At 62.7% G+C, this 4,065-nt stretch carries 3 protein-coding genes; 1 reads left to right on the top strand and 2 read right to left on the bottom strand.

Going from position 1 to position 4,065, the window contains the following annotated elements; all coding sequences use genetic code 11:
• Window positions 1-231 precede the first annotated feature (231 nt).
• Window positions 232-1,983, top strand: a complete 1,752-nt coding sequence (locus AC4FAH_RS05420) for a BCCT family transporter (protein ID WP_043335751.1) — start codon at window positions 232-234, stop codon at window positions 1,981-1,983.
• A 120-nt stretch (window positions 1,984-2,103) separates the two neighbouring features.
• On the opposite strand, the gene AC4FAH_RS05415 is transcribed toward AC4FAH_RS05420, so the two are convergent.
• Complete coding sequence (locus tag AC4FAH_RS05415) at window positions 2,104-2,940, bottom strand: ATP-grasp domain-containing protein (protein WP_490245748.1); 837 nt, start codon at window positions 2,938-2,940, stop codon at window positions 2,104-2,106.
• 149 nt (window positions 2,941-3,089) lie between these two features.
• Window positions 3,090-4,010, bottom strand: coding sequence for a nuclease-related domain-containing protein (locus AC4FAH_RS05410; RefSeq protein WP_043335750.1), 921 nt, complete (start codon window positions 4,008-4,010; stop codon window positions 3,090-3,092).
• Window positions 4,011-4,065 lie beyond the last annotated feature (55 nt).

The following is a 4,065-nucleotide window of genomic DNA, read 5'->3' as shown; positions in this document are numbered from 1 at the left end:
CCTGCTGATTTGCCTGTCGCTGCCAGCCCTGTCGTCGTGCTTCCTGCTCTTCTCTTGGCCTTAACGCCAAGGCCTGTCATGCGCTAATAAATGACTTGCTTGCGTTAAATTGACTTTACGTAGCCGCTTGGATCGTTGTACTAGGATTGTACGCAGTGGGGATGCGTGTATCGCAATCACTCATGATAAGCTGTTATCATGTATGGCAATAACGATAAATGAGGCTTATATATGAGCAAGGAAACCCGAAAGGTATCCGCCAGGGCGGCGGGGGATCGGCCGGAAAAGCCCTTCGACATGATCGACAAGCCGACCTTCTTCGGCTCGATCTTCCTGCTGTTGGCAGTGACGCTGCCCCTGGTCATCTTCCCCGAGCAGGGCGCGATGTGGGTATCGGCGGCCAAGAACTTCGTCACCAGCAAGCTCGGCGTGCTCTATCTGCTGCTCGGCGTGGGGGCCGGCGGCTTCATGATCTACATCATCTTCAGCGACATCGGTCAGATAAAGCTCGGTGATGCCGAGGAGAAGCCCGAATTCTCCATCGTCTCATGGGCGGCGATGCTGTTCTGTGCCGGTATCGGGGCCTCCATCCTGTACTGGTCGATGATCGAGTGGGTCTACTACTACCAGTCGCCCCCATTCCATGTGGAAGGCCAGACACCGGAGGCAGCGGAATGGGCCGCGGCCTACGGCATCTTCCACTGGGGCCCGCTGGCATGGGCGATCTACCTGATTCCCGCCGTGCCGATCGCCTACTTCTACTACGTGCGTCACCACAGCGTGCTGAAGATTTCCGAGGCGCTGATGCCGGTGCTGGGCGAAAAGCTGGCGCATGGCTGGCTGGGCAAGCTGATCGATATCAGCTTCATCTTCGGCATGCTGGGCGGCGGTGCGACCACCCTGGGTCTGGCGGCACCGATGATCAACGAGGGGGTGCACGAGCTGTTCGGGGTGCCCAAGTCGCTGACTACGCAGATCGTGGTGCTGCTGGTGTGTACCGCCCTGTTCGGCTACAGCGCCTACGTGGGCCTCAAGAAGGGCATCAAGCTGCTGTCAGACATCAACTTCTGGCTGGCGGTCGGCCTGTTGCTGTTCATCTTCATCGCGGGGCCGACCCTGTTCATGGCCAATACCGGGCTGGATGCGCTGGGCCGCGTGATGAGCAATCTGATCCACATGGCCACCTGGCTTGAACCGTTCGCCGAGTTCAAGGGCTTCGAGGACACGCACTTCCCGCAGGACTGGACCATCTTCTACTGGGCCTGGTGGCTGGTGTTCGCGCCCAGCGTGGGGCTGTTCATCGCGCGTATCTCGCGGGGCCGCACCATCCGCGCCATGGTCGCCGGTTCGATGTTCTTCGGCACCATGGGCTGCTTCCTGTTCTTCATGGTGATGGGCAACTACGGCCTCTACCTGCAGCTGTCCGGTGAGCTGGACGTGGTCACCATTCTCAATGACCAGAGCCCGACCGCAGCCATCTTCGCGATGCTGCACACGCTGCCGCTGGACTACGTGGTGATCTTCGCCTTCACGCTGCTGGCGCTGATCTTCACCGCGACCACCTTCGACTCCATCTCCTACATTCTGGCCGCTGTGGTCCAGAAGGAAGTCGATGAAGAGCCGATGCGCTGGAACCGCCTGTTCTGGGCCTTCGCCCTGTCGTTCATGCCCATCGTGCTGATGTTCATCGGCGGGCTGGAGACCCTGCAGACGGCCTCCATCATCGGGGGTGTGCCGCTATTGGCAGTGGCCTTGATGCTGTGCATCTCCATCGTGCGTGCCGCGCACTATGACCTGCGCTACCAGCCGGATTACACGGTCAAGGAAATCAACATCGAGGAGTTCCCGGCAGACGACCCCTGGACCGAAGACGGCACTTGGGAAATACCCGACGAGGACGTGCCGGCAGCAGGCAAGCCGCGGCAGGACCCGCCCAAGGATCATATCGAAGGCGACCCGCACAGCCGTCCCTCACGCCTGTGAGGAGATGAGCCGCCTGGCCGGTTGAACGGCCAGTGCCAGACGACAAGACGCCGCCCATTGGGCGGCGTCTTGTCGTTCAGGGCAGGCAAGGACGTAGCGTGATGACTGGCCCGCAAGGCGTCAGCCGGTTTCCTCGAGTGTCGCGCGGCGCACCCGGCGCGGCGTCAGTAGCGGTGGCATCGGGTCGTTGTCGCTGCTGTCGAGCGCCAGATGGCGGAGGATGGCGGCACCGATGCGCCGCGAGCTGTCCGGGATGCCCTGATTGCCGAACAGGCGGTTGAACTCGAACACGAGCGGATGGCCATCGACCATCGCGATATCGAAGCCGGCATGATCGACACTCAATGCCTCGGCCAGGTGCAGGGCCAGGGCGATGGCGGGCGCCGGAATATTGTCGTAGGCCGTCTCGCCGCCCTGACTGACATTGGAGCGATAGCCGCCCAGCGGCGTGACGCGCCAGTAGGCGGTGATGACTTCGCCACCCACCACCACGATGCGCAGGTCGCGGTCGATCTCCAGGCGCGGCTGGGCATACAGCACCGGATGCTCCGCCGCATGCGCCTCCAGCTCGCCTCGCGACTGGATCAGCTTCACGCCGACGCCCATCGAGCTTTTGACTTCCTTGACGATCAGCGGGTAGCCGAAGCGCGCCTCGATATCGTCGATTGCCTGACGGCTGGCGCCGCGAATCTCGGTCGGTGGCACATTGTCCGGGCAGATGGCCTGAAAGACGCGTGTCTGCTCGACCTTGTCGTGGCCGATCGCGTAGCTGGGCAGGCTGGGGAAGATGCGTTTGCCGAGGCCGTAGACCAGGGTGGTGATCTGCCAGTATTCGGGAAACAGCAGGATATCGGCGGCGCGGATCTCGTCGAGGTGATCCAGCATGCGCTCCGGCTTGATATAACGAACACCGGGAATGCCGAGGGTACGAAAAGCGTCGAAGGTGATGAGTTTCATGCGGGATATGTCGCCAAGAGTGCCATCATTGCGATAGCGCGATAAGGTTGCCAAGGCTGGACCGGCGCGTATTTAACGCCGGGCGGGCCGCCTTGGCAAGCCTTTGTCTGGCGCTGTCATGCTCCGAGGGGCCGGAGCATGGCAAAGGATCAACTGGTAGCGAGGCGCTCGGCCTGGACGCGGTCGAGAATCGCCTCGTTGATGCGCTGCTTGAGGGCGTCATCCAGGGTCGGGCAACCCTCTTCGGGGGCCATGCAATGGGTGCTCAGCCACTCGGCCAGGCCCTCGCCATTGACGACCTCGGGGTCATTCTCGCGCTGGGTCCCCTCGCGCACGATCTGCCAGCCCGGCAGTGCCAGCAGCCCCTGCACCGGCACGTCGACGCCGCATTCACGCTTCAGCCAGGCGGCCGTCCAGTCGCGTGCGGTACGTGTCTCGCGCAGCGGTTTGCGCTCGCGATAGCCCGGGAAGTACAGGCGACCATCCTTGAGCTTGACCTCATCCTTGAGTGCGCCCAGCGCATCCAGCGGCCGCGAGCGCGCCTTGGTGCGAATGGCATAGGCGCCGGCGGGGGTGACCACCAGATGATCGATATGGAAACCATCGGCCGGCACGTCGTGATAGACCATGCTGGTCAGCTGTTCCGGGCGGATCAGCTGGTCGAGTTCCTGACCGATGGACAGCTCGCAGGCCAGCCCCAGCTTGAGCTTGCGGATGCGCTGGAAGTGACGCGTCAGGCGCAGCGCGAACACCAGCACCAGCAGCGCACAGGCCAGACCGTAGGCGGCCCACTCAAGCCAGTTCTGCTCTTCGCCGAACACCATGCGCCCCATGCCGTAGACCAGCGGACTCAAGGTGATGAGCGGGCCGAGCGCCCCGTCGAGAAACAGCGCCTGGAAGGCCTCGTCGAGACGATCGCGCAGGCTCTGGCCCGGTTCACGCAGCTGGCGGCGGGTCAGCGGCGACTGGATGCGCCGCTCATGCAGGCCGCGCATGCCCAGCACCACCAGCGCGATGGCACCCAGAGGGGTAAGGAAGAAGACAGGTAACAGGTATTCCAGCCAATCCATTGGGGTGTCCTATCGGTGAGAGACGGGCCTACTGGTCAAGTCGAGCGTACTGGTC

Source organism: Cobetia sp. (assembly GCF_983723665.1).
The sequence above is the reverse complement of the archived record's forward strand: the minus strand, read 5'-3'. Positions and strand labels throughout refer to the sequence as shown.

Coding starts and splice junctions, on each gene's coding strand:
- AC4FAH_RS05415 (WP_490245748.1), bottom strand. CDS start 2,940: ATGAAACTCATCACCTTCGACGCTTTTCGTACCCTCGGCATTCCCGGT.
- AC4FAH_RS05410 (WP_043335750.1), bottom strand. CDS start 4,010: ATGGATTGGCTGGAATACCTGTTACCTGTCTTCTTCCTTACCCCTCTG.
- AC4FAH_RS05420 (WP_043335751.1), top strand. CDS start 232: ATGAGCAAGGAAACCCGAAAGGTATCCGCCAGGGCGGCGGGGGATCGG.